General features: G+C 41.3%; 29 protein-coding genes and 1 tRNA gene. 4 read left to right on the plus strand and 26 right to left on the minus strand.

Annotation, left to right across the window (positions count from 1 at the left end; all coding sequences use genetic code 11):
• The first annotated feature begins 108 nt into the window (after positions 1-108).
• A complete protein-coding gene (locus tag ACQKKO_RS06515; protein WP_498645471.1) occupies positions 109-798 on the plus strand; it encodes a hypothetical protein in 690 nt (229 codons plus the stop codon).
• Positions 799-842: 44 nt separating this feature from the next.
• Here the strand turns inward: ACQKKO_RS06515 and ACQKKO_RS06520 are convergent, their stop codons facing one another.
• Complete coding sequence (locus ACQKKO_RS06520; RefSeq protein WP_203087444.1) at positions 843-1,142, minus strand: metal-sensing transcriptional repressor; 300 nt, start codon at positions 1,140-1,142, stop codon at positions 843-845.
• A gap of 169 nt (positions 1,143-1,311) precedes the next feature.
• Between ACQKKO_RS06520 and ACQKKO_RS06525 the strand changes: the two genes are divergently transcribed.
• On the plus strand, positions 1,312-2,088 hold the full coding sequence (locus ACQKKO_RS06525) for a Cof-type HAD-IIB family hydrolase (protein ID WP_498645473.1): 777 nt from the start codon (positions 1,312-1,314) through the stop codon (positions 2,086-2,088).
• A 65-nt stretch (positions 2,089-2,153) separates the two neighbouring features.
• Here the strand turns inward: ACQKKO_RS06525 and ACQKKO_RS06530 are convergent, their stop codons facing one another.
• The 9 genes from ACQKKO_RS06530 to ACQKKO_RS06570 form a co-directional block, all read right to left on the minus strand.
• Complete coding sequence (locus ACQKKO_RS06530; protein ID WP_498645475.1) at positions 2,154-2,330, minus strand: hypothetical protein; 177 nt, start codon at positions 2,328-2,330, stop codon at positions 2,154-2,156.
• A gap of 782 nt (positions 2,331-3,112) precedes the next feature.
• Positions 3,113-3,184, minus strand: a tRNA-Arg gene (locus tag ACQKKO_RS06535).
• 74 nt (positions 3,185-3,258) lie between these two features.
• Entirely contained in the window at positions 3,259-3,618 is a 360-nt protein-coding gene (locus ACQKKO_RS06540; RefSeq protein WP_479825157.1) for a hypothetical protein, read from the minus strand.
• 127 nt (positions 3,619-3,745) lie between these two features.
• Entirely contained in the window at positions 3,746-4,180 is a 435-nt protein-coding gene (locus ACQKKO_RS06545; RefSeq protein ID WP_498645477.1) for a BrxA/BrxB family bacilliredoxin, read from the minus strand.
• Between the two features lie 82 nt (positions 4,181-4,262).
• The gene (locus tag ACQKKO_RS06550; protein WP_498645479.1) at positions 4,263-5,522 is read right to left on the minus strand and encodes a dihydrolipoamide acetyltransferase family protein; all 1,260 of its coding nucleotides are present in this window, start codon (positions 5,520-5,522) and stop codon (positions 4,263-4,265) included.
• Positions 5,523-5,540: 18 nt separating this feature from the next.
• The gene (locus ACQKKO_RS06555) at positions 5,541-6,524 is read right to left on the minus strand and encodes an alpha-ketoacid dehydrogenase subunit beta (RefSeq protein ID WP_498645481.1); all 984 of its coding nucleotides are present in this window, start codon (positions 6,522-6,524) and stop codon (positions 5,541-5,543) included.
• Positions 6,521-7,528: a thiamine pyrophosphate-dependent dehydrogenase E1 component subunit alpha gene (locus ACQKKO_RS06560; RefSeq protein WP_498645483.1), complete on the minus strand. Its 1,008-nt coding sequence runs from the start codon at positions 7,526-7,528 to the stop codon at positions 6,521-6,523. The genes ACQKKO_RS06555 and ACQKKO_RS06560 overlap by 4 nt, the downstream gene beginning before the upstream one ends.
• Positions 7,529-7,551: 23 nt before the next feature.
• Positions 7,552-8,973 carry a dihydrolipoyl dehydrogenase gene (lpdA, locus tag ACQKKO_RS06565; protein ID WP_498645485.1) on the minus strand — a complete coding sequence of 474 codons (1,422 nt, stop codon included), beginning with the start codon at positions 8,971-8,973 and terminating at the stop codon, positions 7,552-7,554.
• A 23-nt stretch (positions 8,974-8,996) separates the two neighbouring features.
• On the minus strand, positions 8,997-10,109 hold the full coding sequence (locus ACQKKO_RS06570; RefSeq protein WP_498645487.1) for a Glu/Leu/Phe/Val family dehydrogenase: 1,113 nt from the start codon (positions 10,107-10,109) through the stop codon (positions 8,997-8,999).
• 370 nt (positions 10,110-10,479) lie between these two features.
• Between ACQKKO_RS06570 and ACQKKO_RS06575 the strand changes: the two genes are divergently transcribed.
• A complete protein-coding gene (locus ACQKKO_RS06575) occupies positions 10,480-10,722 on the plus strand; it encodes a DUF2627 domain-containing protein (protein ID WP_498645488.1) in 243 nt (80 codons plus the stop codon).
• 7 nt (positions 10,723-10,729) lie between these two features.
• Here the strand turns inward: ACQKKO_RS06575 and ACQKKO_RS06580 are convergent, their stop codons facing one another.
• Genes ACQKKO_RS06580 through steA form a run of 3 tightly spaced genes read right to left on the minus strand, consistent with a single transcriptional unit; the run spans position 10,730 to position 13,309 of the window.
• Entirely contained in the window at positions 10,730-11,527 is a 798-nt protein-coding gene (locus tag ACQKKO_RS06580; RefSeq protein ID WP_498645490.1) for a hypothetical protein, read from the minus strand.
• A complete protein-coding gene (locus tag ACQKKO_RS06585; RefSeq protein ID WP_498645491.1) occupies positions 11,524-12,189 on the minus strand; it encodes a glycosyltransferase family 2 protein in 666 nt (221 codons plus the stop codon). Before ACQKKO_RS06585 ends, ACQKKO_RS06580 begins: the two co-directional genes overlap by 4 nt.
• Positions 12,182-13,309 (minus strand): putative cytokinetic ring protein SteA, encoded by a 1,128-nt coding sequence (steA, locus tag ACQKKO_RS06590; protein WP_498645493.1) that lies wholly within the window; start codon positions 13,307-13,309, stop codon positions 12,182-12,184. Before steA ends, ACQKKO_RS06585 begins: the two co-directional genes overlap by 8 nt.
• Before the next feature lie 125 nt (positions 13,310-13,434).
• Between steA and ACQKKO_RS06595 the strand changes: the two genes are divergently transcribed.
• Positions 13,435-13,638 carry a hypothetical protein gene (locus ACQKKO_RS06595; protein ID WP_498645495.1) on the plus strand — a complete coding sequence of 68 codons (204 nt, stop codon included), beginning with the start codon at positions 13,435-13,437 and terminating at the stop codon, positions 13,636-13,638.
• Positions 13,639-13,803: 165 nt separating this feature from the next.
• Here ACQKKO_RS06595 and ACQKKO_RS06600 read toward each other — a convergent pair whose 3' ends face one another.
• The 13 genes from ACQKKO_RS06600 to ACQKKO_RS06660 all read right to left on the minus strand — a co-directional run bounded on the left by ACQKKO_RS06600 (position 13,804) and on the right by ACQKKO_RS06660 (position 26,562).
• Entirely contained in the window at positions 13,804-14,253 is a 450-nt protein-coding gene (locus ACQKKO_RS06600; protein WP_498645497.1) for a globin family protein, read from the minus strand.
• Between the two features lie 175 nt (positions 14,254-14,428).
• Complete coding sequence (spo0A, locus tag ACQKKO_RS06605; RefSeq protein WP_498645499.1) at positions 14,429-15,223, minus strand: sporulation transcription factor Spo0A; 795 nt, start codon at positions 15,221-15,223, stop codon at positions 14,429-14,431.
• Between the two features lie 227 nt (positions 15,224-15,450).
• Positions 15,451-16,731 carry a SpoIVB peptidase gene (gene spoIVB / locus ACQKKO_RS06610; RefSeq protein ID WP_498645802.1) on the minus strand — a complete coding sequence of 427 codons (1,281 nt, stop codon included), beginning with the start codon at positions 16,729-16,731 and terminating at the stop codon, positions 15,451-15,453.
• 134 nt (positions 16,732-16,865) lie between these two features.
• A complete protein-coding gene (recN, locus tag ACQKKO_RS06615) occupies positions 16,866-18,569 on the minus strand; it encodes a DNA repair protein RecN (protein WP_498645501.1) in 1,704 nt (567 codons plus the stop codon).
• Positions 18,570-18,581: 12 nt separating this feature from the next.
• Positions 18,582-19,031, minus strand: coding sequence for a transcriptional regulator AhrC/ArgR (gene ahrC, locus ACQKKO_RS06620; protein ID WP_498645503.1), 450 nt, complete (start codon positions 19,029-19,031; stop codon positions 18,582-18,584).
• 213 nt (positions 19,032-19,244) lie between these two features.
• Positions 19,245-20,087 (minus strand): TlyA family RNA methyltransferase, encoded by an 843-nt coding sequence (locus tag ACQKKO_RS06625; RefSeq protein WP_498645505.1) that lies wholly within the window; start codon positions 20,085-20,087, stop codon positions 19,245-19,247.
• Positions 20,088-20,090: 3 nt separating this feature from the next.
• Entirely contained in the window at positions 20,091-21,980 is a 1,890-nt protein-coding gene (gene dxs / locus ACQKKO_RS06630; RefSeq protein ID WP_498645507.1) for a 1-deoxy-D-xylulose-5-phosphate synthase, read from the minus strand.
• A 176-nt stretch (positions 21,981-22,156) separates the two neighbouring features.
• The gene (locus ACQKKO_RS06635) at positions 22,157-23,038 is read right to left on the minus strand and encodes a polyprenyl synthetase family protein (protein WP_498645509.1); all 882 of its coding nucleotides are present in this window, start codon (positions 23,036-23,038) and stop codon (positions 22,157-22,159) included.
• On the minus strand, positions 23,035-23,277 hold the full coding sequence (gene xseB, locus ACQKKO_RS06640) for an exodeoxyribonuclease VII small subunit (RefSeq protein ID WP_498645511.1): 243 nt from the start codon (positions 23,275-23,277) through the stop codon (positions 23,035-23,037). The genes ACQKKO_RS06635 and xseB overlap by 4 nt, the downstream gene beginning before the upstream one ends.
• Positions 23,267-24,637 carry an exodeoxyribonuclease VII large subunit gene (gene xseA, locus ACQKKO_RS06645; RefSeq protein WP_498645513.1) on the minus strand — a complete coding sequence of 457 codons (1,371 nt, stop codon included), beginning with the start codon at positions 24,635-24,637 and terminating at the stop codon, positions 23,267-23,269. Before xseA ends, xseB begins: the two co-directional genes overlap by 11 nt.
• Positions 24,638-24,648: 11 nt before the next feature.
• Positions 24,649-25,497, minus strand: a complete 849-nt coding sequence (folD, locus tag ACQKKO_RS06650) for a bifunctional methylenetetrahydrofolate dehydrogenase/methenyltetrahydrofolate cyclohydrolase FolD (protein ID WP_498645515.1) — start codon at positions 25,495-25,497, stop codon at positions 24,649-24,651.
• A gap of 76 nt (positions 25,498-25,573) precedes the next feature.
• Positions 25,574-25,981: a transcription antitermination factor NusB gene (gene nusB / locus ACQKKO_RS06655; protein WP_498645517.1), complete on the minus strand. Its 408-nt coding sequence runs from the start codon at positions 25,979-25,981 to the stop codon at positions 25,574-25,576.
• 185 nt (positions 25,982-26,166) lie between these two features.
• Complete coding sequence (locus ACQKKO_RS06660) at positions 26,167-26,562, minus strand: Asp23/Gls24 family envelope stress response protein (protein WP_203090692.1); 396 nt, start codon at positions 26,560-26,562, stop codon at positions 26,167-26,169.
• Positions 26,563-26,567 lie beyond the last annotated feature (5 nt).

The following is a 26,567-nucleotide window of genomic DNA, read 5'->3' on the forward strand; positions in this document are numbered from 1 at the left end:
CAAAGGAAGAAACGAAAAACCATCGGTTCCTTTTCTTCTTGTGAATCCAATCTATTTTTACTATGACTTTTGATGTATGATAAAAGAAGGACAAAGGAGGTTTTTAGTATGAAATATATGATGACTCTCGTATCCATGTCAATCCTTTTACTCGCAGCTTGTGGTCAAACAACAGCTGAGACCAATTTAGTTGATGACAAACCCACTAAACAAGTGAGTGAACAAGAAGCGAACAACCAACAAGATACTGAAGAAGAAACAAATGATGTTGAATCAGAAGAAGTACTTCAAGACCCAGAAGATGTAGCCGCTGCTGAAGACTCCGAAACAGCTTCAAGTGATGAAGTAGAAGCAGATACCACTACTACTGAAACAGAAGCTTCTGTTTCAGCGACTTCTGTAGACACTGAATCCGATGAAGAAAAAAACGAAGAAACAGCAACAACAGAAACTGAGCAAGGCGTTGACGAAATTGCTGATCCATCGTACACAGAAGTAACAAGCAATGAACACGAGGAGCAGATTGCTGCACTAAAGAACCAATTTTCAAACCAACTGCTCTCGGTTGAACTTGAAAATGGTGAAGATTGGGGCTACGTGTATGCCGTTGTAACGGATGGCTTAAAACTCCCTTCTGATGAAGAGCGAGAATTCCACATGTTACAAATGGCAGAGGCGATCACAGAACAACTTGAGCTAAAGGCACAAGCACCAGGTGGAACCATAACCTTTGTCTACGAGGATCAATCCGTACTCGGAATCTATCACACTGAAGATGGATCCATTAATTATCCTTAAATAGAAGAAGGAGCAAGACATCCAGAATGTCTTGCTCCTTTTCTCTATGACTTTGAAAAGCGTTCTACAACGCTCATTAATTCTTCAATCGCTTGATCCCCGTTACCTTCTTTAATAGCGTCGGCCACACAATGCTTGGAATGATCCTCAAGCAGCTGCAAGCTTACCTTTTTCATCGCTGCGTTCACTGCTGAAATTTGCGTTAAAATATCCACACAATACCGATCGTCCTCAACCATCTTTTGAATCCCGCGCACCTGTCCTTCAATACGCTTTAACCGGTTCGACAACTGTTCTTTACTCATCGACGTCCGATGATGAACTGTTTTATGATTATGCTCCAAACCATCACCTCGTTTTACCCTTTACAATCCCTTTTAATTGTCATAGTATACCACGATTTCAAATGACTCGTCAGCTCAAGTCTCTCTTCTGTTCCTACATTGACACTCATGTCCTGCTATAATAAAGTTAGTGTGAGAGAAGAAAAAAGTAGATAAAGAGAGTGATACGATGGAAAAAGCAATGATCTTCTTTGATATTGATGGAACATTATACAACCATGAAAAGGAATTACCCGCTTCAACAAAGAGATCGATCCAAGCACTTCAACAAGCAGGGCATGAAGTAGCCATTGCCACAGGACGTTCTCCATTTTTCTTTAAGGAATTACGCGCGGAACTTGGTATTGATTCATTTGTAAGCTTTAATGGACAATATGTCGTCTACAAGGGTGAAACCATTTATGCGAACCCTCTAGACTCAAAGGCTGTTGAGAAATTAACAGAATTTGCGGCTACACGCAATCATCCGCTAGTTTATATGAATCATGAGACAATGCGCTCAAACATAGCTGATCATCCAGCAGTGGAAGAAAGTTTAAATAGCTTAAAGTTTCTCCCGCCAGAAAATGACCCACATTTCTATAAAGAACGAGATTTATTCCAAACATTACTGTTCTGCACAGAAGGTGAAGAGCAGGAATATAGTGAAGCATTTGATACGATCCGATTCGTGCGCTGGCATCCGTCCTCCGTTGATGTCATTCCGGCCGAGGGTTCAAAAGCTATTGGCATTAGACATTTAATTGAAAAGCTTGGCTTTACAATGGATCAGGTCTATGCGTTTGGAGACGAGCGCAATGATCTTGAAATGTTGAGTGAAGTTGGTCATGGAGTAGCCATGGGGAACGCACCTCAAGTAGTAAAAGACGCAGCCCGCTATGTAACAAAAGCCGTCGATGAAGACGGAATTGAGCACGGCTTGAAGATGGTTGGATTGTTGGAATAATAGAACTAGTAAAAGCCTCTTTCATAGAGGCTTTTTTGTGTGGGAATTTTAGTAGGCCACGTGACTTACTTAGAACGTGAAACTTTAAATGATTGATACAGTCTAAAAAACATGTCTAAACCATAACCAAAACAGAGAGAAGAAAAAATAATGATAAACCAACTGAGCTCACTGTGAAAATCAAATAAGATAAAACCGAAGAACACTAGAATTGACCATAAAGCAATCGTTACGACCTTCAACGCATCCTCCCCTTCCTATTTTATCCAATATGTATATCTTACACGAATTAATAATTGAAATGGGGTTCTTTTTTCATTTTTTTATTGGAGGTTCTTGGTCTAAGACTCTTTCTTCTTGGCCTCTGCTGCGTGGGGCTTGGTATCGTGTTTTTCCTTCTTAGTATCGATGGGTCCATCTTGGTCCGGCCACCGGGGTTCTTGTTATGGACCCTCTCTTCTTGGTAGGACCCCCGTTTTTTCTTGATAGATTTTGCGTTCTTCTTGGTAAGGGGCTTCGGTTCTTGATGTTCCTGTCGTTCTCCTTGGTTCCTACCCGGACGTTCTTACTAAAATAAAAATGTTCATTTTTGTCCTTATGTCAGTGGAGGTTCTTGGTCTAAGACTCTTTCTTCTTGGCCTCTGCTGCGTGGGGCTTGGTATCGTGTTTATTCTTCTTGGTATTGATGGGTCCATCTTGGTCCGGCCGCCGGGGTTCTTACTATTGACCCTCTCTTCTTGGTGGGACCCCCGTTTTTTCTTGATAGATTTTGCGTTATTCTTGGTAAGGGGCTTCGGTTCTTGATGTTCCTGTCGTTCTCCTTGGTTCCTACCCGGACGTTCTTACTAAAATAAAAATGTTCATTTTTGTCCTTATGTCAGTGGAGGTTTTTGGTTTTGAGGTCGTTCTTCTTGGTCTTACCCTTATCGTTTTTATGTGAATTCCGTTCCTCATTCACACTCCCAAGCGACACAAAAAAAACGCCCACTCTTCCATAATTGGAAGAGCAGGGCGTTTTGTTGTACGCGCCTAGTAGGACTCGAACCTACAACGCAAGAATCGGAATCTTGAATGATATCCCTTTCACCATAGGCGCACGGTAGTTTTTGCGACATGAATAAGTATAGCTTAAAGGGAGGGTTCAGTCAATCATTTCCTCCCTTCGTATCATTATGAGTGTTGCTTTTCGCCTTCTGCAAACATTTCGCTGAAGCGTTCGTTGATATCATCTTCTGTGTAACCAGCTGTTCCTAGTCGCGCACCAAAGTTCTTTGCCCACAGTTGAAGTCTGCTAGCCATTTTGGCATATTTCTTTGACTCACTGCCTTTTGTATCGTTTGCGCGACCTTCTGCATTTGAAATCACGTTCTCTACAACAAAAAGTACTTTCCATAGAGATTCTTCTTCTAGATCATTTCCTTCAGTTGCTAGACGATCTAAGACTTTCTTGTAGAAATCTTGAAATTCCTTAAATGAAATTTCTTCTTCCATATTTAAATACACTTGAATTTGATCATATAAATCCTGCATGTTTGTCTACACTCCTTTAATTCTATCGGGCTTATTATAGCATATTTTACATCACATGGTCAGCCTACCAACAAGTGTTCAAAAAGAAAGGCAGTGAACAGTTGGTGTCCACCGCCTCTAAAGTTTGTTAGTTTGCTGTTTTGCAGTATTCATCAAAGGCTTGTTCAAGCTTTTGTACCACTTGAATTGGCTCGTGACCTTCAATTTCGTGACGCTCAACCATCATTTGGATCTCGCCATCTTTAAGTAATGCAAAAGATGGAGAAGATGGGGCATAGCCTTTGAAGTATTCACGTGCTTTTGCCGTTGCTTCTTTATCTTGACCTGCAAAAACCGTTAGAAAACGGTCAGGTCTTGTTTCGTAGTTTTTCATGTAAGCAGCTGTAGGTCTTGCAATTCCTCCTGCACAGCCACATACAGAGTTGATCATAACAAGAGCTGTTCCTTTTTCTTGAAGAGCTGTATCTACATCCTCAGGAGTCGTTAACTCTTTGTACCCTGATTCAACCATTTCCTGTCTAGCACCTTGTACTACATCATTAATAAAGAAATTAAAATCCATGTATGCTCTCTCCTTTTTGCCTTGCTTTGACTATTATTTTACATGGTCATACGGCAAAAACCAATAGAAATGCTTGAAGTCATTAGATTGATTCGTCTGAGAACTGTTCAAGCTTTTTCTTAATGGACGCAAGGAATCGTCCGCACACTAGTCCATCTAGGATTCGGTGATCAAGAGACAGGCAAAGATTAACCATATGACGGATCGCAATGGAGTCTCCCTCCGGCTGCTCAATCACTACTGGTCGCTTCACAATCGATTCAATCGAAAGGATTGCGGCTTGTGGATAATTAATGATTGGTGCCGATTGAATGGAACCAAAGGAACCCGTATTGTTAATGGTAAACGTTCCACCTTGAGAGTCTGCGCCGCTTAAAGAACCTGAGCGTACTTTTCCAGCAAGTTCATGAATGCTCTTAGCAAGTCCTTTAATAGATTTATCGTCTGCTCCATGGATAACTGGAACGTATAATGCATCCTCGGTTGACACAGCCATTGAAAGGTTAATGTCTTTTTTACGGATGATTTTATCTCCTGCCCAGACGGAGTTTACCTCTGGGAACTCCTTAAGTGCCTCTGTTACAGCTTTCATGAAGAAAGGCAGGAAGGTTAGATTATACCCTTCTCTTTCTTTGAAGGCAGCTTTTTTCTTTTGCCTGAATTGAACCAGTCGAGTAACGTCTACTTCAATCATCGTCCACGCATGTGGAATTTCATGCTTACTGCGAACCATATTAGAAGCAATTGCTTTACGAATACCAGAAACAGGGATTTCAATATCTCCAGCTGACGTTGTCACGTGTTGAGTGGTTTCGGTCTTCGCTTTTTCAGGAACTGCTTGCGCTTGTTGAACAGGTGCGTCAGATTGACTTGCCTGTTGCTGTCCACCTGAGGCAATGATTTTTTCTAGGTCTTTTCGAGTGATACGACCAGACTTGCCTGAACCCTCTACTTGAGTTAAATCAATCTCATGTTCTTGAGCGAGTTTAAGGACAGCAGGAGAATAACGTGTTCGACTTGACGTATCTTTCTCTTCTGCTTTAGGCTCAACCTGCCCCGCAGAACTCTCCTCTTTTTTAGCATTTGTTTGCTCAACGGCAGCTTCTTCTGTCTCAACTGAGCAAATGACTGTGCCCACACTTACCGTTTCATCCTCTTGAACATGAAGCTCTTTAACTACGCCATTGTATGAGGAAGGCACTTCTGCACTTACCTTATCCGTCATGACTTCTGCAATCGGTTCATACTTTTTGATGGTATCTCCAGGTTGCACTAACCACTTGGTAATCGTTCCTTCTGTTACACTTTCACCAAGCTGTGGCATTTTCATTTCAGTTGCCATGCGACCAACTCCTTTGCATTAAAACTCAGCAAGCTCTCTCATTGCTTTTTCCACTTTATCTGGATTAATCATAAATTCTTTTTCCATCGTTGGAGCATACGGCATTGCAGGTGTGTCTGGTCCTGCAAGACGTTTAACTGGGGCATCTAAGTCAAACAGACAATTCTCCGCAATGATTGCAGCAACCTCACCAATGATGCTTCCTTCTAAGTTATCTTCAGTAACAAGGAGCACTTTCCCTGTCTTAGATGCTGCTTCAATAATGGCTTCTTTATCCAGAGGATAAACGGTACGAAGATCAAGGATGTGAGTGGAGTACCCATCTTTTTCTAAACGTTCAGCTGCTTGTAGGGCAAAGTGAACAGCCAGACCGTACGTAATCACCGTCAGATCTTCTCCTTCACGCTTCACATCCGCTTTTCCGATTGGTAATGTATAGTCTCCCTCAGGAACTTCACCTTTTATTAAACGATAGGCACGCTTATGCTCAAAGAACAGGACCGGATCATTTGAACGAATCGCAGCTTTTAAAAGTCCTTTTGCATCGTATGGTGTAGAAGGCATAACGATTTTCAACCCTGGTGTTCCTGCAAACATTTTTTCTACGCTTTGAGAATGATATAGCGCTCCATGTACACCACCACCGTATGGGGCGCGGATCGTGATTGGACTTTGCCAATCGTTGTTTGAACGATAACGAATTTTCGCTGCTTCAGAGACAATTTGGTTCACAGCAGGCATAATAAAGTCAGCGAACTGAATTTCTGCAACAGGGCGCATGCCATACATTGCTGCACCAATACCTACACCAACAATCGCTGATTCTGCAAGTGGTGTATCAAGAACTCTATCCTCGCCGAATTGTTCATATAGTCCAGCTGTTGCTCTGAACACACCGCCACGCGCGCCAACGTCTTCGCCTAAAACAAATACTTTTTCGTCGCGTTCCATTTCTTCTTTTAATGCTTGAGTAATTGATTCAATGTAAGATATCACCGTCATAATGAACCCTCCTGCTCTTCATACACATGTAGATGTAAGCTATCAGGATCAGCGTAAGGCGCCTGTTCTGCATATTCGGTTGCCTCGTCAATGATTTGTGCAATTCGGTCTTCCATCTCTTGTTCAGCCTGCTCTTCAAGCAAGCCTTCCTTAACTAAATACTCACGGAATGTAAGAAGCGCATCTTTACTCTTCGCTTCCTCTACTTCTTCTCTTGTTCTGTACGCACGGTCATCATCATCACTAGAGTGAGGTGTTAATCTATACGAAACTGTCTCAATTAACGTAGCACCCTCACCACGACGACCACGTTCTGCCGCTTCCTTAACAGCCGCATATACAGCAATCGGATCATTTCCGTCCACTGTCACACCAGGCATGCCATACCCTATTGCACGATCAGATACACTGGCACATCCTAATTGCTTCTCTACAGGCACCGAGATCGCATATTTGTTATTTTCACACATTAAGATAACTGGAAGCTTATGCACACCTGCAAAGTTTGCACCTTCGTGAAAATCTCCCTGATTCGAAGATCCTTCTCCAAATGTAGTAAAAACAACAAGATCCTTTTTCTCCATCTTTGCAGCAAGCGCCATTCCGACAGCATGCGGTACCTGTGTAGTCACAGGAGACGATCCCGTTACAATTCGTTTTACACGGTGCCCGAAATGTCCAGGCATTTGACGTCCACCTGAATTCGGGTCCTCAGCTTTTGCAAAGGCTGACAGCATTAGTTCCTTTGTAGTCATACCAAATGTTAGAACAACGCCTAAATCACGATAGTAAGGAAGGATGTAGTCCTTCTGTTGGTCAAGCGCAAATGCCGCTCCAACCTGTGCTGCTTCCTGTCCTTGGCACGAGATTGTAAATGGAATTTTCCCTGCACGGTTTAATAACCAAAGACGCTCATCCAGTCTTCTTGAATGCAGCATATGTTCATACATATCAATGACTGTTTCGTCTGTTAAACCAAGTGAATGGTGTTTATTCGTAATCATAACTCTCCTCCTCTACTTACTGCTTATCCATGAATGGCCCGCCCATTTGCCGCTAGTGCTGCCTCACCAATAGCCTCCGACAATGTTGGATGTGGATGAATCGTATGAGCCACTTCCCAGCTAGCTGCATCAAGTACTTTTGCAATAGCAGCCTCTGAAATTAAGTCTGTTGCATGCGGTCCTATGATATGGACACCAATTAAATCATCATTTTCTTTATTTGCGATGAGCTTTACAAACCCATTTGTCTCACCCTGTACAAGAGCTTTTCCAATCGCTTGGAAAGAGAATGTCCCCACTTTTAAAGGAAGGTTACGCTCTTTCGCTTCGTCCTCTGTTAAACCGACTGAAGCCATTTCTGGGTAACTATAAATGCAGCTTGGCACCGTTTCGTAATGAATTGGTTCTGGATTTGCTCCTATGATGTGCTCGACAGCAAGTATTCCTTCATGTGAGGCCACATGAGCAAGCTGCATCCCACCAATGACATCTCCAATTGCATACATATGTGATTCTTTTGTTTGTCCAAATTCATTCACTTGAATAAAACCGTTTTGCACATCAATTTCTGTATTGTGCAATCCGATGTCCGACGTATTTCCAGCTCGTCCGACACAAACAAGTATTTTTTCTGCTTCAAATGTGAACTCTTCATCACCCACCATACCTGTGATTTTCACTCGATTTTCTTCTTTCACAAGTTGATCCGTTTGTATGTTCACATTGGTTTTAATTTGAATGCCTCTTGCTTGAAGCTGTTTAGCTGCTTCTTTTGCGATGTCAGCATCTTCTGTTGGTAGAATTCGATCTCCGTATTCAACGATTGTGACGTCTACACCAAAATCGTTTAACATTGATGCCCATTCCACGCCAATAACTCCTCCCCCTACAATGAGCATAGAAGCTGGGAGATACTCGAGTGTAAGGGCATGATCTGATGTGAGTATGTGGGTTCCATCAATTTCGAGCCCTGGAAGTGAGCGAGGGGACGAGCCCGTTGCAACGATGACATTTTTACCAATAAGCATTAAGTTCTCATCATTCCTTCTCTCAACTGAGATGGTTCCAGGAGTCGGTGAAAAGATAGAAGGGCCAAGAATTCGACCCTTTCCTTCATATACATCAATCTTTCCGCGTTCCATTAAGAACTTAACGCCTTTATGGAGCTGATCGACCACTTTTTGTTTTCTTCTTTGTGCAGCATTAAAATCAAAGGAGACACCTGTGGTTGTTACTCCAAATTCCTCTGCTTCTTTAGCGGTTCTAAGAACCTCCGCACTCTTCAGCAGTGCTTTACTTGGAATACATCCTTTATGAAGACACGTCCCACCAATCTTCTCTTGTTCTACGATTGCTGTTTTGAGTCCTTCTTGAGCTGCTCTAATTGCGGCTACATAGCCACCTGTTCCACCGCCTAGAATGACTAGATCATAATCTTCTGCCATGGTGTCTCCTCCTTTAAACCCTTTTACTTTTGCTGTCCGATTCTTGAACGTGACAATAGATGATGTCCATCGCGAACGAATTGCTTTCTGGAGCGTCGTAAGTTCTCAATACGTTCCTCAGCCATTCGATCCGCAGCAACATTAGTAGATAATCCATCACGTCTGGCAATCTCAAATACTTTCGCCACATTATCGTAAATGCCTTCTACTTTTTTCATAGCACGATCGCGATTATAGCCTTTTAATTCATCCGCTACGTTAATCACACCACCTGCGTTAATAACGTAGTCAGGCGCGTAGGCAATACCCATTTCTTTTAATCGCTCACCATGACGCTCTTCTTTTAATTGGTTATTAGCTGCTCCTGCAATGACAGTCGCTTTAATATGAGCAAGTGTATCGTCATTAATGATGGCTCCAAGTGCGTTAGGCGAGAAGATATCGCATGCAACGCTATAGATTTCATCTGGTGTAACATATGCTGCACCAAAATCTTCAACTGCACGCTTTGCAGAAGCCTCATAGATATCCGTTACAATTAGTTCTGCGCCTTCTTCGTGCAAATACTTGCACAGTTGATAGGATACATTCCCTACACCTTGTACGGCAATTTTCTTGCCTGCAAGATTCTCATCTCCGTATGCCGCTTTTGCCGCAGCTTTCATTCCAACAAATACACCATATGCTGTAACGGGAGAAGGATTTCCAGATGCTCCAAATGCCGGAGAAATTCCTGTTACATAATCAGTTTCCTCATGAATGATGTCCATATCAGCAACAGTTGTACCAACATCTTCTGCTGTAATATAACGGCCATTTAATCCTTGTATGTAGCGTCCAAACGCACGAAACATTTCTTCATTTTTATCTTTTCTGGGGTCACCAATAATAACTGTTTTTCCCCCACCTAAATTAAGTCCAGCTGCAGCATTCTTGTATGTCATTCCTCTTGAAAGTCTGAGAGCATCTTCAAATGCTTCCTCTTCACTTGCATAGTTCCACATTCTTGTTCCACCTAAAGCGGGGCCAAGGGTCGTGTCATGAATAGCAATGATAGCCTTTAGTCCGGATGTTTTATCCTGACAAACAACTACCTGTTCATAATCGTATGTTTCCATTGTTGAGAAAAGATTCATCGCGATTCCTCCTTTAGTCTTTTGGAAGGTCAAAATGTGTGTAGCATGTTCTCTCTTGTCTCCATGCTTACTCGCAAAATGTCTCTCAATTTATAATGAATTATTAGTCTTATATACCGATTCATCATAAAACTCCCATAGCAAAATGCGCCATTCAAGTATATCACGCAGGTTGCCTAAATCCTATGGCTACGCGATTTCACAGATAATTTGAACATTTATTGAACAGTTAATAGCACGAATTGTGACTAGGTCCTAAAACTTACTCTTATATTATTACTCAAAATTAAAAATCATGCAACATTCAGGCATATACTTCTTGTCTTTTTTTCGCTACAATATGGAAAGAACGTTTTCAAGGAGGCTTCTTATGGGTCGATTTGTGGCATTAATAATTCTTCTTATCCCTATTTTTTTGGCCGGGTTTGGCATTAAGTTGATGAGAGATGCATTTTTTCATATTATTCAACCGCCTTTCTCTTCCATCTCGCTACAATTTCTAGCTGGGATTGTGTTATTTTTTATCGGATTTGCATTTATCGGAGGATTTATCCTTCATCGTGATCGCAAAAATGGGAAGGTTGCCCCTCGTTTTGTAAAAAAAGAAGGATAGGAGAGGGTCACTCTTTCTTCATGACCCCAATCCCATCCATCCATCTAAAAAATGGTCGCTCTGCGATCCACATTGAAAACGACACTCGTTCTGCAGCAAGCAACAGCAAAAATAAAATAGTTACGCTAAAAGATTGTAATTCCGCAGATCCTGCGTGTGTAAGCCAAACAGCAAGAATGGCTCCAGTAGCTGTAGCGCCATTGTCCCCAAGTACAGCCTTTCTTTCTCCCTCCATCACATAGACCAAATAAAATATGGTCAGTACATAGACTAGGGTTGAAAACCTCGGAATCGGCATAAAAGCAACAATGACAGCTGAAACCATTAAAGAGATTTTCCATACTCGTAAGGGGCGCGTATCAAATAAATTCATAATATGCGGAAACAGACAAAGCAGCATAAACATCATAATACTTGTGATGGCAGATTGAGGTTGACTTAAAAAAGTATACACCCCTGCAAGGAAAATCGTTCCTATCGCTTTTATTAATCCAGTGGTCCATCTTCGATCATTTAAAAATACACCAATATGGCCACGAATGCCTTTTGGTTCCCCCTCCCCAAACCGATCATCAATAAATCCGATGATCCATATGCCAATAACATAACCTAAGGACGTATAAGTAAAAACAGCGGATTCATTTGGTGGGAAGGCACACATAACCGCATAGCTATATACAACAAATACTCCTAAGCTGTAAGGAACAATCGTTTGCTCATAATTACGTACGGTCCACTTTGCCTCATAGAAAGCACACATACTTGTAAATGCGATAATGGGTAACGTCAGCATCAATAAGATCATTGTGCTTCACCCTTTAACTGTTTTCTAATTTGACGCCACTGATTATATCGATGCATGACGCCTGTCAGGTTACGCCCCATTTCACGATGTTTCATCTCTGATTCAATTTCGAGTAGCCTTGCTCCCCCATGAATCATGTGCAAACACATCATCGTTTCAATTCCATAACCAGTATAATTCTTGCTGAGCAGCAGCCTAAGCCATCTTCTTTGAAACGCTCTTTGTCCGGACAAAGGGGCTTCTAACCAGACACCTGTTTGCTCATGAATCAACCGTTGAACTTTTGATTTTACAAACCCATTCCCTCCGCGGCCGCGATGTGGAACCTTTGAAATGGTTAGGTCAGCCTCTTTTTTCATTAGTGGTTCAAGCAAATGAATCGCTTCACTCGCCGAGTCTGCTAAATCTGCATCTAAACAAATAATATAAGAACCCTTCGCGCGCATCCAACCTGCTTGTAACGCATATCCCTTCCCCTTGTTCTCTGGAAGAAGAAGATGCAGATCGGCCAATTCTTCAGCAATCTCCGAAGTTAAATCCACGCTGCCATCGTTCACACAAATAATTTCGTGTTCAAATGGAATGGTTCTTACCGCCTCGATAGTGGCTGCTAACCGTTCTTGTTCGTTATAAGCAGGAATGACAATGGATACTCTAGTCATGTCTAATTTCACCCTTTCTAACAAACAGCCTGTATCCGCGGCCGACCATTTTTTGTAACTCTTTTGCTTCCTCCTTTAATTCACGGTGCATGCGTTTAACCTGTGATACAAAAGATGTCCCTTCAAAAAGGAGGTGAATGCCTTTTAAATCAGTCATACGATCACCTGATTCCATACGTGATAAGATGGTAGAGCCCATCCCCTGACGCTGTTTCTCCAAAAATTCCTTCACACCAAAACGGCAACCTATTAAAAATAGATGATCGGCACCGGCAGCATGCATCGCTCGAATCGCAACATCTTCACTTGTACCTCCAAAATCCACGCATTGCGCTACTAGTCCTAAGGAGTGAACTCTAGCGCGACCCGGCGACTCTCCGTTTGCATAAGAGTGGCATACAAGCTTGGCACCGCACTGAAGCGCATCTGAGGAGATGGAATCCATATCCCCAATAATAAACTGAGGGACTAGTCCTAATTCGAGTAACCCGTCTGCTGCTCCGTCAACCGCTACAATCACTGGACTCGTTAGAAGGATCCAACGCTTCATCGACTTCACGTCTCGCTTGTACTTGCCATTGCGTGCGACAATTAACACTTGCTTATGTTTGATCTCATGAAACAAAGAAGGCAGTTTCATTGGCTCCATAAAGTCAACGACATTACACTTTGCATGATAGAGTGAATTTTCAATAAATGATTCAAACATATTTGGAAAATGTGTTTTCGCATTTTCATTCAAAAGATGAACTTTCTCAGGTGTGTACTGATCAAGGCTTGCTAACTCTCTACATCCGTCTTTTAGTTGAATGAATAGCCGGTTTTCTTTCATCTTCACCGTCTCCCCGTTCAGCACGCCGTCCCAACCGACCCACTCTGCCACATCACACACTATGATTCCTGCTTGTATTAAACGAATGATATTCTCATGTTCATATGTTCCCGTCATTGAAGGTCTTCGATTGACTACAGCCTTCACCTTTTTCTCTAAAAGAGTATCCGTTGTGACTGAATCCAGATCCTCGTGCCACAATAGCAAAATAGCATGATCAGGTACTCTATGTAGAAGCTCTTTTGTTCGTTTACCTTCAAATGCTTGTCCTTGTATGATTTGAGTCATTGCCATAAGCCTCCACGAGACATCTTTTCGTTTAGTATGTGCACCAAATACATAAACATTCTACGTTTATCTAATTGATAAAGTACGCTATACTAGGCGTACTCAATGAAAAGGAGCGAATCTGCTTGTCCAAACGGTTATTACTTACATTTCATAGCTTCATTTTCCTTTTTGCCATTGGCGTCATTTCAGCCTATTTTCTTTCAACGTCTTCATCCGGTCGAGATACGTTGTATTTAATCCTTGGAATCGGTATTGCCTTATCTAGTGTATTTAATTTGATCCGACTATCACGACCAAAAAAAGCAGAGCCGTCCACAGGCAAATAATCTTCTTATAATATAGAGGGTGAGAAATAACTAATAATCAATAAAAAAATGGCGAATGATTCTGCGATCGAATCATTCGCCATTCGTTTTTTTAGTAAAATAAGCTGAGGAATTCTCCTGTAGCGGATATTGTGCTATGTTCGTGTTTTGCTATCCACATTCATGTTATGTCTCAGAATCTTCTTGATAAAAAGGATAAAACTCCCAATGCTCCACTTGGTTTTCATCCCAAGTAACTTCCCAAATTCCAGGCGTATGTTTGTCGTAAATGTATCCATCCTCTGCAAAATAAGCTGAGGACGGTAAGCTTGCAGGCTCTAAACATAACCAAGCCCCACAAATTACTCCGTCTTTCAGTGGACCGTAACGCCCACTATAGTCATCCATCCATATTGCATCACGACCATCTGTGACAGTTTTGAATGTCTCGTCCACTTCAGCCCCTGAGGTAAATGGATCGCTTAAACCCGAATAAGTTAAAAACTCCTTATCACCTGGTTCTGGTGCCACAAAATATGCCTCAGTTACATTAACTGAGGGCCCACAGGACACAAGGATGACGACAATACCTAATAACGCGAACCATAAACGTCCTTTTTTTAGATTCGTATCCACTATACTCCTCCAATATACACATCATCGTTATACTTTATATATATAAATGTGGAGTGAGAAATAGTTCTACCTTTTCACTACACAATAAAAAAAGCTTTCAATGGTATGTGATACTCATTGAAAGCTAGCTTATGTGTACAAATGTAAAATAGCCTAAACCTGAATTGATAAATAGTTAGCCAACCTTATGTTCAATTCGTAATTTGTCTGCGACCATCGCAATAAATTCACTGTTTGTCGGCTTTGCTTTTGATTGACTGACAGTGTAACCGAACAGGCTCGAGATGGATTCAATGTTACCGCGGCTCCAAGCTACTTCAATCGCGTGACGAATTGCGCGCTCCACACGACTGGATGTAGTATTGAATTTTTTTCCGATATCTGGATAGAGAACTTTTGTAATGGATCCGAGTAATTCAATGTCATTATATACCATTGTAATTGCTTCTCTTAAGTACATGTAGCCTTTGATATGAGCTGGAACTCCAATTTCATGAATAATGGCAGTAATACTTGCATCTAGGTTAAATCGCTTATCCGTTCTTGTAGGTGCATGATTCATTGTAAAAGTTGATGTTTTTTGCGTAAAGCCTGCTTTTTTGCCACCAATCTCCCGAACCTTAGACACAAGAATTTCCATATCAAACGGTTTAAGCACATAATAAGAAGCGCCAAGGTCTACTGCTTTTTTTGTCACATCTTCTTGACCAAATGCAGTAAGCATAATGATATTTGGCTTATGGCCATTACCTGAATTAATACGTTCGAGCACCGCAAGCCCATCTAAATGAGGCATTATAATATCTAATAATAAGACATCCGGTTTCTTGTCTTCAACTAAGCTCAAGCATTCTTGACCATTATATGCTACACCGGCTATTGTCATATCTTCTTGAGCCGAAATATATTCACTAAGTAAATTGACCAATTCCCGATTATCATCCACAACACACACTTTTATTTTATCCACAAAATATCCTCCTTGAGTTCAATTGTAAGTTTTCTGTATGTAATCAATTCGACAGTTTGATTCTAAGTCCTTTATTTTTTTAAAATAATCCTTATTCTTTTACAAATACTTAATTTTTCTTCGTTATTCGTTCCAATTCGATTAATTAAATAAGTAATTATATAAATTTGTCGAATAATCTTTAATTATAAGTTATCTATACGAAAATAATAAACAGGCTAGACGAGTTAACTCGCTTTAGCCTGTTTAAGATCATGTGTTACGCCTGCTTCTTCTAGCATCCATCCAATATGACAGCCATAACCCGATGTTGGATCATTTACAAACACATGGGTAACAGCGCCTACCAATTTCCCATCTTGAATAATTGGACTTCCACTCATCCCTTGAACAATGCCACCTGTCGCTTCAAGCAACTTAGGGTCCGTTACTTTTAAAACAAGCCCTTTGGTAGCTGGTTGTTTTTGCTGTATGGCATTTACAATTTCAATATCAAATTCTTCTACTTTCTCACCACTGACCACAGTTAAAATCTTAGCTGGTCCTTCTTTTATCTGATTTGATAAGGCGATAGGTAGTTCCTTATCCATAATATCATTTTTTAAGTCCGCTTTGTTAAGTGTACCAAAAATTCCAAACGAACTATTTTTATTTATTTGACCCAGTATTTCTCGATTCTTAGAAAAACTCGCTAACTTTTCTCCAGGATCCCCATGACTTCCTTTTTCAATCGATGTCACAGAGGATCGCAACACTTCTCCATCGTGAACAGCAATCGGTTTATGAGTATCTGAATCAGAAATCACATGTCCTAATGCACCAAATTTCTTTGACTGGGGATCATAAAAGGTCATGGTGCCAACCCCTGCTGCTGAATCTCTTATAAACAGCCCCATTCGATACGAGTGTTCACCACTAGCTTTCATCGGTTGTAACGTTGTATTCACTGGATGTTGATTCCGCTTCAGTTCAATATTTAACTCTTGGTTCTTTTCTCCTGCTTGTTGCACAACTTGAGTCACTTGGCTCATTTTTTCAATAGAGACACCGTTAATTTTTGTAATCATGTCTCCTACTTCTATACCTGCTGTTTCACCAGGTGATACTTCCCCTGTATTTGTCTTAATTAAATGATGCCCTACAACCAATACACCTTTTGTATTCAGTTTTACTCCGATCGATTGTCCACCCGCAATGACTTTTTGCTCGGGAAGCACATCTACGGTTGTTGATTTAACTGGAAATCCAGCTGCTTTAAACACAATTTCCTCAGTTCCAGCAGTCATCGCCGCAATCGATTCAGTATCCTGAATGTGTAATGTAGTGTCATCATGAGTCTGGTCAACCGTTAAGAGCCTTGGTGCTTTTAGCGTTACTGACTCCCCTTTAAACACAGAGATAGATGTTGGGATATGTGCCCATTCTTTTAATGGGTTCCAAAAACCAATGCACAGCATTCCTGCAAGAAGCAAGATGCCGATCACCATACGCACTCCTTCTACCTTCAAATTCTTCACTCTCCTAGCTCCCAACCCACACCTCTTGTGGCTGTACTATTAATGTTGCCTCCAAATAGCACATTTATAACTGGAACCAAGAGAAAAAGCTACCCTGAACTGGGTAGCTTTTGTATGAATAATACTTAAGCATGTTTGTGTTGGCTAGCAAGATCAAGCAATTCATGTGCATGCTGCTTTGTTAACTCGGTAACCTCTACACCTGAAATCATTCTGGCAAGCTCTTCCACCTTTGACTGCTCTTTGAGTCCTGTTACTGATGTGGAGACCCGATCTTTTGATTCATGTTTAGAGATGTACAAATGTTGATCAGCCATCGCAGCTACTTGAGGTAGATGCGTGATGACCAGCACTTGTGAACCTGCTGCAATTGTATAGATTTTCTCAGCAATCGCTTGGGCAACTCGTCCACTAACACCCGTGTCTACTTCATCAAAAATCACTGAAGTGACTCCTTGATGCGTAGAAAAAATGGATTTTATTGCAAGCATTATTCGAGAAATTTCTCCCCCAGAAGCCACTTTTGCCAGAGGTTTGACGGGTTCTCCAGGGTTAGTTGAGATAAAGAATTCCACTTGATCCACACCGTTTGCAGAAAAAGCAGACATTCCCTTGCTTTCATCTAATGACGAGCTTTTAATGTTAATTTCAAAAATGGTCTTTTCCATATATAAAGCTCGAAGCTGCTTATGAATGGCATCTGTAAGCTCTAAGGCGGCTTTTTTACGAATGTTAGTGAGCGCTCTTGCCTCCACTGTTAAGTCAAGGAGGACTCCTGCAAGCTCCTGATGCATGGAATGCAGGCGGTCATCCTTATTAAGTTTCGTATCAAGCTCTTCTTCAATACGCGAAGCATATTCTAAAATTTCTTCCACCGTTGTTCCATATTTACGCTTTAGCTGCTGGATTTCCGCAAGACGGTTCTCGATTAACTCTAAACGATCCGGATCAAATTCAATTTGCTCCATCTGCTCTCTAATTGAGAACGCAGCTTCCTCCATTATAAAATAGCTACTACTAACGCTCTCGTGGAGTGATTTTAAGTTTGAATCTAAATCACTCGCTGTTTCAAGATTCGCCGCACTGTCATTCATGGCGTCAAGTGCCTGTCCATCGCCATAAAGTCTTTCGTAGCTATCTCTAAGCAACGTGTAGAGCTTTTCACTATTTGCTAAACGTTTGCGATCTTCTTCAAGCTGATCGTCTTCTTTTGGCTTCAGTTCAGCTTTCTCAATTTCTTCTAATTGATACCTAAGCAAATCAATTCGCTGAGCTGTTTCTTGTTCATTTTCGCTTAGAGCGGATATTTGTTTATTGATTTTTTGAGCTCGTTCATATAATTCACGGTATTCTTGAAATGTGGTTTTAAGCTTATTTGTCGCATACTGATCCAAAAACCGCAAATGCTTATCCGGCTGCATTAATGACTGATGCTCATGCTGACCATGAACATCCACTAAAGATTGTCCGATTTCGCGTAGGATGCCAAGTGTGACTAGCTTTCCATTAATACGACATATACTTTTCCCTTGGCTCGTAATTTCTCTGCGCAGGATAAGCTCTTCGTTCGCCTCAATTCCAAGCTCAACAGCTTTTAATACGGCTTGATGTTTAGCATCAACTGCAAATAACCCTTCAATCTCTGCTCTTGTTTCTCCATGACGAACAAATTCTGCAGAACCTCGTCCACCAAGTAATAAACCAATGGCATCAATTATGATGGATTTTCCTGCACCTGTCTCTCCTGTTAAGACGGTTAGACCACTTTCAAAAGGAATGGTCAGCTCTTCAATTATGGCAAAATGCCTCACTGAAAGTTCTATTAACATCGATTCCCCACCTTATAGCATGTCTAAGAACCGAGAACTAATATGTTCTCCATCCTTTTTGTTCTTGCAGATAATTAATAAGGTATCATCTCCACAAATGGTCCCCATTAACTCTTCCCAATCAAGGTTATCAATTAACGCGCCAATCGCATTGGCGTTACCTGGTAAACATTTCATGACAATGAGGTTGTCCGTACTGTCGATACTGATAAAGCTATCTGTCAGACTTCGTTTTAGTTTCTGCAGAGGATTAAATCGTTGATCCGCAGGTAAGCTATACTTGTAGCGACCATCCTGCATTGGAACCTTTACAAGATGTAATTCCTTTATGTCTCTTGATACAGTTGCTTGAGTCACGTTATAACCTAATCCTTTTAAATAATCAACTAAGTCTTCTTGCGTTTCAATGGCCTGATTCGCGATGACTTCTCTTATCTTAATATGTCGTTGACCTTTATTCAATAAACTCACCTTTTTCATATGATTTCCTTATCAACCATTATGATATGAAATGCCTGTTAAAACAATAGCTGAACCCATTTCATCAGAAAAGAAAGCACAAGATCACATTATAAAAATAAAGAAATATGCACAATTTATGCATTTATACCCGTATACACGCAATAAAAAAAGGGACTATTGACTCTTATTTTAGAATCATTAGTCCCTTCTTCATCATGTTTGATCTGTCTCAGATCCTTTTGCATTCAGCTGTTGAGCTTGTTTTACAACGTCTTGAATGGTTGAGGGATCTAGCTTCCTTACCGTTTCGTTATCTTCATTGGGTAAGGTAAGATGCATTAAAAATTCGATGTTTCCTTCTCCACCAGTAATAGGTGAATAATCGAGTGCACGCACATGGAATCCTTCATTATTCGCCATCTCACTAACAGTTGATAAAACCTGCTCATGTACGGCAGAATCCCTGACGATTCCTTTTTTCCCTACTTGCTCTCGGCCAGCTTCAAATTGAGGCTTAACTAAAGCTAGTACGTCGCCACCTGCACATAATACAGTCTTTAAGGTTGGCAAGATTAATTTTAAGGAAATAAACGAAACATCAATGCTTGCAAATTCAGGCAAACCTTCTTGTAAGTCTTCAGGTTTGACATAGCGGAAATTCGTACGCTCCATCACAACAACCTGATCATGCTGCCTGATTTTCCAGGCAAGCTGATTGTATCCAACATCAAGCGCATAGACGAGAGATGCCCCATTTTGTAGAGCGCAGTCAGTAAATCCGCCTGTTGAAGCACCAATATCAAGCATAATCTTGTCTCGTACATCTACATCAAATACCTTCAAAGCTTTCTCTAACTTATAGCCGCCACGACTGACGTAGGGCATTAGCTGACCTTTTACTTCAAGAGGTGCCTCAATATCAATCTTCATACCAGGCTTGTCTAAGCGTTCGGTTCCAGAGTAAACCAAGCCTGCCATCACAGCACGCTTGGCTTTTTCTCGTGAATCAATTAGCCCCCGGTCCACTAATAATGTATCAATTCGTTCTTTTTTCACAGGTTATGCTCTTTTCTGTTTAGCAGGAATAAACTCCACTAACTGGCTCATCACGTTCTTTGATGTTAATCCAATCTCTTCAAGAAGTTGTGGAACATCTCCATGCTCAATGTATTCATCAGGGATACCCAGTCGTCTTACTTGGACATGGTGATAGCCATGTTCGTTAAAATGCTCAAGCACAGCACTTCCGAAACCACCTTGAAGAGCTGTTTCTTCAATTGTCATAACTGGAATCTCTTCTTCAGCTAATTTGTTTAGAAGTTCAATATCTAATGGCTTCACAGAGTTCGCATTTACAATGCGGATCGATAAGCCTTCAGCTTCAAGCGCTTTAACAGCTTCTTCGGCAACAGGAATCATTGTACCAAATGTTAGAATACAGCCATCTGTTCCATCACGAAGGGTTTCCCACTTGCCAATCTGAACCGTTTTGAACTCTTCATCCATTGGTACCCCGTACCCATTACCACGAGGGTATCTGACAGCAACAGGACCATCATCGTACTCTAGAGCTGTATGAAGCATATTCTGCAGTTCATTTTCATCCTTAGGATTCAGAATGGTCATGTTTGGCAGATGACGTAAATAAGCAATATCAAATACGCCTTGATGAGTTTCACCATCTGCCCCTACAAGTCCTGCACGGTCAATGGCAAAGACAACGTTAAGGTTCTGACGACAAATATCATGAACTAATTGATCATAACCTCTTTGGAGGAAGGTTGAATAAACCGCAAATACAGGCTTTAATCCTTGAGTCGCTAGCCCACCAGCCATCGTTGTTGCATGCTGTTCAGCAATTCCTACATCAAACATTCTGTCTGGGAACGCTGCACCAAACGCATCAAGCTTTGTTCCTCCGGGCATAGCCGCTGTAATTCCAACAATACGCTCGTCTGTTTTCGCTTTCTTGATGAGGGTGTTGGCAAAAACTCCGCTGTAGCTTGGAGGTCCTGGTTTAGAAACAACTTCTCCGGACTCAATTTGGTACGGCCCAAGACCATGCCATGTTCCTTTTGCATCATTTTCAGCAGGCTCATAGCCCTTTCCTTTTTTCGTCAGAAGATGAATTAACACTGGACCTTTTGTTTTCTTAGCATACTTAAGGTTGTCCATTAAATCATCAAGGTCATGACCATCAACCGGTCCAAGGTACGTAAAACCAAGCTCCTCGAAGAAAACTCCCGGAATCATCATATACTTCATACTATCTTTAAATTTCTCTGCAGTAGAAGCCAGTTTCCCACCGACCGCAGGGATCTTTTTAATAAAGCTTTCAATTTCATCCTTTGCCCGGTTATACTTTCCACCCGTACGTAAGCGGCCAAGCACACTGTGTAGGGCTCCAACGTTTGGTGCAATAGACATTTCGTTGTCATTTAAGATGACAATCAAATCTGTCTGCTCATGACCAATATGGTTCAGTGCTTCAAACGCCATTCCGCCTGTTAACGCACCATCACCTATTACTGCGATCACACTCTCATCTGTTCCTTTAATATCGCGAGCCGTTGCCATACCCATAGCTGCAGATAGGGAGGTTGAGCTGTGACCTGTTTCCCAAACGTCATGTTCACTTTCATTGCGCTTTGGAAAACCGCACAAACCTTTATACTTACGTAATGTGTCAAACTGTCCCGCTCTACCAGTTAAAATCTTATGAACATAGGCTTGATGCCCTACATCCCAAATGAATTTATCCTTTGGACTATCAAATAAATAATGCATAGCAATTGTTAACTCAACGACCCCAAGGTTTGGTCCTAAGTGTCCACCCGTAACTGATAATTGCTGAACTAAAAAGTTCCGGATATCCTGAGACAATTCTTGAAGCTCTTTTTTAGAATAGCCTTTAATGGCTGCCGGATGTTGAAGGTCCTCTAACCTCATATACATTTTCCCCACTTTCGTCAATCTTATCGAACCGTAATCTGTATCTAATCTCATATTGTGCTCTTAGTATATCAAAAATTGAAGCGTTACCCCAAATGTAATCCTTTAGCATTTCTTGCGATCCATGAAAAAAGGCGATCCAGCAAAGTGGAATCGCCCGAGACCAACAACTATTAATGATTTCGATATGCTACATAATTTGTCAGATCCTCTAGTAACGAGTGATCCATTTGCACGTTTCGAAGAGAAGTCAGTGCCGCTTCAAGATGGTAGGTTAATTTTTCTTTAGCCCCATCCATTCCCAGCATACTTGGATATGTTCCTTTATTGTTGGATACATCGCTTCCAACTGGTTTTCCAATTGTATCAGCGTCGCCTTCGATATCTAGAATATCATCTTTAATTTGGAACAACAGGCCAAGCTCTCTTCCAAACTGCCTAAGATGCAGAATATCTTCTTCCGTCGCTTCGGCAAGAATGGCTCCAGCTATTAATGATCCAATAATTAAATCGCCGGTTTTGTGGTCGTGAATATGCTCCAATTCTTCGATAGAGAGCTCTTTGTTCTCACCTTCCATATCAGATACCTGTCCACCAACCATCCCCTGTGCCCCAGCAGCTCGTGAAATTTCACGAATAAGTGAGACGATGAGTGCAGGATCTTCTTCTATGTTTGAAATCAATTGAAAACTATATGTGAGTAACGCATCACCAGCGAGAATAGCTGTTGCTTCACCAAACACTTTATGATTTGTAGGCTTTCCACGACGAAGATCATCATCATCCATTGCTGGAAGATCATCGTGAATTAATGAGTAGGTGTGAATCATTTCAATGGCGCAGGCTACATCCATTCCCTTTTTGATTGGCCTGCCAAATCCTCTAAGGACAGCCATCAACAGAACAGGTCTGATGCGCTTCCCTCCTGCTTGCAGGGAGTAGATCATCGATTTCTTTAATGAATCAGGTGTTTGTAATGTGTCGATTTTCCGTATAAGTTGAGCTTCAATTTCTACCTTAGATGATTCGATAAAGCGTTCTAATTCTGATGTCACTCCTGGTCCTCCCCACTTAAATCAAGCTCTTCTAGTTCACCATCTTCATGCAGAATCTGGTCCATTTGTTTTTCAATGTGTTCAAGCTTCACATGGCACTGTTTGGATAGATCCATACCTTGTTGGAACATTTCAATGGCTTGTTCAAGAGGCACATCTCCTTGTTCTAGCTTGTCGACAACCTCTTCTAGCTGTTCCATCGCTTCTTCAAAGCTAATGGTTTCTTCTTTATTTGCCATGTGATTCACTCCTCATTTTCTTTTTTTCTTTTCCTGTTATTTGACAGAAGTACGTTCCATCAGTTACTTGTAACTCTAATACTTCATCTGGTTCTGCTTGATCTACAGACTTAATCAATTCTCCGGTAATCTGCTGATATGCCAGACTATAGCCACGACTCATGACTTGAAGCGGACTAAGGAGTTGTAGTTGTTGTAAGCTATTTTGGAAGCGCTGTTGCTTCATTTTTATCATCTGACTTGTTTCTTTTTTTAACGAAAGCTCATGGCGCGTTAGCTTATCCTGCATTTGTTTAATCCGTTCCTTTGGATGAGCTTGAAGCACACTCTTAGCAAGCTGCTCGTGTTGTCCTTTTTTCTTTTCCACTAAACGATTTATGGTTCGTTTAAGCTGATCGATTCGTGTATCCAGTTCCTGTTCCTTTTGACGAATCAGTTGCGCTGGATACTTAAATGCGTAGGACTTTTGCAAGCGATCTAGCTGCCTTCTTTCATGCTTCACTCTCTCCCGCATGCCGACTAAAAGACGTTGCTTTTGGGTTAAGGTTCTATGTAACAAATCAAGACGATTCGGCACAGCGAGTTCCGCTGCAGCGGTTGGAGTCGGAGCACGCATGTCAGACACAAAGTCACTAATGGTGAAGTCCGTTTCATGACCCACTGCTGAAATGATTGGTACAGTTGCACCAGCAATTGTACGAACAACCTGCTCGTCATTAAATGCCCAAAGCTCTTCGATTGAACCTCCGCCTCGTCCTGCAATTAGTACATCAAATACACCTGCTGCATCGGCCTGCGTAATTGCTCGTACAATAGAGGCTGGCGCTTGATCTCCTTGCACTAATGCCGGAAGCAGGGTGATTTGAGCAATTGGATAGCGTCTTTTTAATGTTGTGAGAATATCTCGTACGGCAGCACCTGTAGGAGAGGTTACAACAGCGATACGCTTCGGATAGACTGGAATAGGTTTTTTTCGTTCCTCGGAAAATAAGCCTTCCTCTTCAAGCGTTTCTTTCAACTTTTCATACGCTAAATAAAGGTTTCCAATTCCATCAGGCTGCATCTCTTTAGCATAAAGCTGATATTGACCATAAGGTTCATAAACATTTACTTCCCCACGAATTAATACCTTCATCCCATTCTCAGGCTTAAACGCTAAATAGCGATTATGACCTGCAAACATAACAGCTTGAATACGTGAGTTTTCGTCTTTAACGGAAAAGTACATATGTCCTCGACTATGTTGTTTAAAGTTTGAAAGTTCTCCTCGAATCCATACGTCAGGAAGGAGCTTGTCTGTTTCGAGTAACCCTTTGATATAGCGTGTTAATTCTGAAACGGATACAATCGATTCAGACATGTCATTCCTCCTTACGAGCGATTAATTGCCGATTCAATCGTGTTTTCAAGTAGCATGGTGATCGTCATTGGACCCACTCCACCGGGGACTGGTGTTAAATGAGATGCAACGGCCTCTACATCAGCAAAATCTACATCACCACAAAGCTTCCCATTTTCATCACGATTCATACCAACATCAATGACAACAGCACCAGGTTTTACGTCTTCTTTTTTGATTAGCTTAGCAATACCTACCGCAACAACAAGAATATCTGCTTGTTTTGTAATGGCATTTAAGTCAGGAGTGCGTGAATGACAATACGTAACGGTTGCATGTTCATTCAACAATAACTGTCCAACTGGTTTTCCAACAATGTTACTTCTGCCCACTACAACGGCATGTTTACCTGCAATGTCAACGTTCGAGGCTTTAAGCAATTCAATAATACCGTGTGGCGTACAAGGTAAAAATGTTTTTTCGCCTGTCATCATCTTACCTATACTGATTGGGTGGAATCCATCTACATCCTTAGCAGGACTAATGGCTTCAATGACAGCTTGTTCAGAGATTTGTTTAGGCAACGGTAATTGTACAAGAATCCCATCAATTGTTGGATCCTCATTTAATTCACGAATGTGGTTAAGTAGCTCTTCTTCTGTTGTCTCCGCAGAAAGGTGTCTCAGCACTGAATGAATACCGGCTTTTTCACATGAACGTTGCTTAGAACGCACATAGGTCTGTGACGCTTGATTGTCTCCGACCAAAATAACGGCCAACCCCGGAACAATACCTTGTTCCGTCAAGGCTTGAACACGTTCTTTCATTTCTGCTTGTTTAGAGGCTGCTAGTTCTTTTCCGTTCATTAATTCCGCTGTCATCATAATCACTCCGTTGTAGTTAATTTGCAGACAAAAGACACCCATAAGCCAGGGTGATTAAACGATATACATGGTCTTACTCGTTTGATTCTCTATTCATCATATCAACTGAGTTTGATAAAACTCCATTCATAAATCGACCGGCTTCTTCTCCCCCGAATGCTTTAGAAAGTTCAATCGCTTCATTAAACGTTACATTCGCCGGGATGTCATCTATATATTTCATTTCAAACAGCGCCATCCGTGCAATGGCTCTATCAACATGACCCATGCGTTCAATGGTATATCCTTGTAAATTACTTGAGATCCACCCATCAAGTTCTTCTTTATGTTCTAACGTGCCATGCACCAGCTGATGAAAGAAATCACTAGGCTGTTCATCATCATTTAGTACACTTTCCATTGCTTGATCTGGTTCTGTTTTCGTTACATCAATTTGGTATAGAGCTTGTGCAGCTCTCAGTCTTGCTACCCGTCGATTCATAGATATGAACTCCTTATCATTTAAAAAAATTCTAATGAACGTCTAGTATAACGCACTTTTTTGTCTGTGGAAAATCGTTTTGTCGACGTTCATGTATTTTTCGCGAAATTTGTACAAAAATAGTCTGGGTACATGCTTTCCAACATGCAGCCAGACTATTTTTACACGCAGGTTAGATAACCCTCTTATTCATCTTTTGCTGGTTCAGTTGATTCAAATTGAACCCCAACAACATGGACATTAATCGCCTCAAGTTGAATAGCAGTCATTGTAAGTAATGTTTGCTTAATATTCATCTGAACAAGATTTGCTACCTCTGGAACGGAAGCTCCATAGACGATAACAACTGAGACATCAACAATAATGCCACTTTCATCCAGATCAACTTTTACACCCTTACCATGATTTTTGCGCCCTAAGCGTTCAGCAACATCCGTCGCGAAACTTCCACGTAGGGTTGCGATACCCTCAACCTCTTGAGCTGCAATTCCTGCAATGACTTCAATGACTTCAGGAGAAATCTCAACTTTCCCTAAGCCGGATTTTTGTTCTTCTAGTTCCAAAATTTGATTATCTTCCATAATGG

Origin of the sequence: Alkalihalobacillus sp. NPDC127517 (assembly GCF_050276055.1) — a bacterium.
Classification (GTDB): Bacteria; Bacillota; Bacilli; order Bacillales; family Bacillaceae_D; genus Alkalicoccobacillus.